2 protein-coding genes are annotated in these 886 nt (G+C 45.1%); both read right to left on the bottom strand.

The window, feature by feature from the left end:
* Positions 1 to 482, bottom strand: a 482-nt coding sequence (gene rplF / locus A3763_RS22735) for a 50S ribosomal protein L6 (protein ID WP_068760566.1), incomplete at its 3' end; no start/stop codon positions are given.
* A gap of 9 nt (positions 483 to 491) precedes the next feature.
* Positions 492 to 884 carry a 30S ribosomal protein S8 gene (rpsH, locus tag A3763_RS22730; RefSeq protein ID WP_068508541.1) on the bottom strand — a complete coding sequence of 131 codons (393 nt, stop codon included), beginning with the start codon at positions 882 to 884 and terminating at the stop codon, positions 492 to 494.
* Positions 885 to 886 lie beyond the last annotated feature (2 nt).

Below are 886 nucleotides of genomic sequence, written 5' to 3'. Positions count from 1 at the left end.
CCCTTACCTTTGTAAGGCTCTGGCGGACGGAAAGCACGAATTTCAGCAGCAACCTGACCTAGCAACTGTTTGTCAGCGCCTGACAAAACAATCTCGGTCTGTGATGGAGCTTCAGCTTTAATACCTTCAGGAAGCTCGTATTCGACTGGGTGAGAAAAACCCAATGACAGATTTAGTTTCTTGCCCTGCATCTGTACACGATAACCAACACCGATTAGCTGTAGCTTTTTCTGGAAGCCAGTACTTACACCAGTAACCATGTTGTTTACCAACGCGCGAGTCGTACCAGACATCGCTCGTGAGAACTTGCTGCCATTTTTAGCAGCAAATTTAATTTCTGAACCTTCCTGCGTTACAGTAACAACAGAATTAAGATCCAAAGATAAAGTGCCTTTACCGCCCTTTACTTCAATTTCTTGCTCAGTTAGCTTAACTTCTACACCGGAAGGAAGCTGAACTGGACTATTAGCAACCCTAGACATGCCCTTCTCCTAGAAAACTGTGCAGATTACTTCGCCACCAATGCCGGCATTACGCGCAGCTCGGTCGGTCATCACACCTTGCGAAGTTGAAATAATGGCAACACCCAAACCACCGCGAATGCTTGGCAGCTCGTCTTTACCTTTAAACTGGCGTAGACCTGGACGGCTAGCTCTCTTAATTTCTTCGATGACTGGCTTGCCTTCGAAATACTTAAGATCAACAGTTACCTGTGCTTTTACCTGACCATCAGTGTTAAAGCCTTCGATGAAACCTTCTGACTTTAATACTTCTAGTACTGACACCTTCATTTTAGAAGAAGGCATTGTGACAGATTGCTTCTCAGCCATCTGTGCATTACGAATACGTGTGAACATATCCGCAAGCGTATCTTGCATACTCATCG

The organism is Oleiphilus sp. HI0128 (genome assembly GCF_001635365.1).
The sequence above is the reverse complement of the archived record's forward strand: the minus strand, read 5'-3'. Positions and strand labels throughout refer to the sequence as shown.

Bases quoted from the DNA above. Each gene is read 5' to 3' on its own strand.
- rpsH (WP_068508541.1), bottom strand. From the start codon at position 884: ATGAGTATGCAAGATACGCTTGCGGATATGTTCACACGTATTCGTAAT.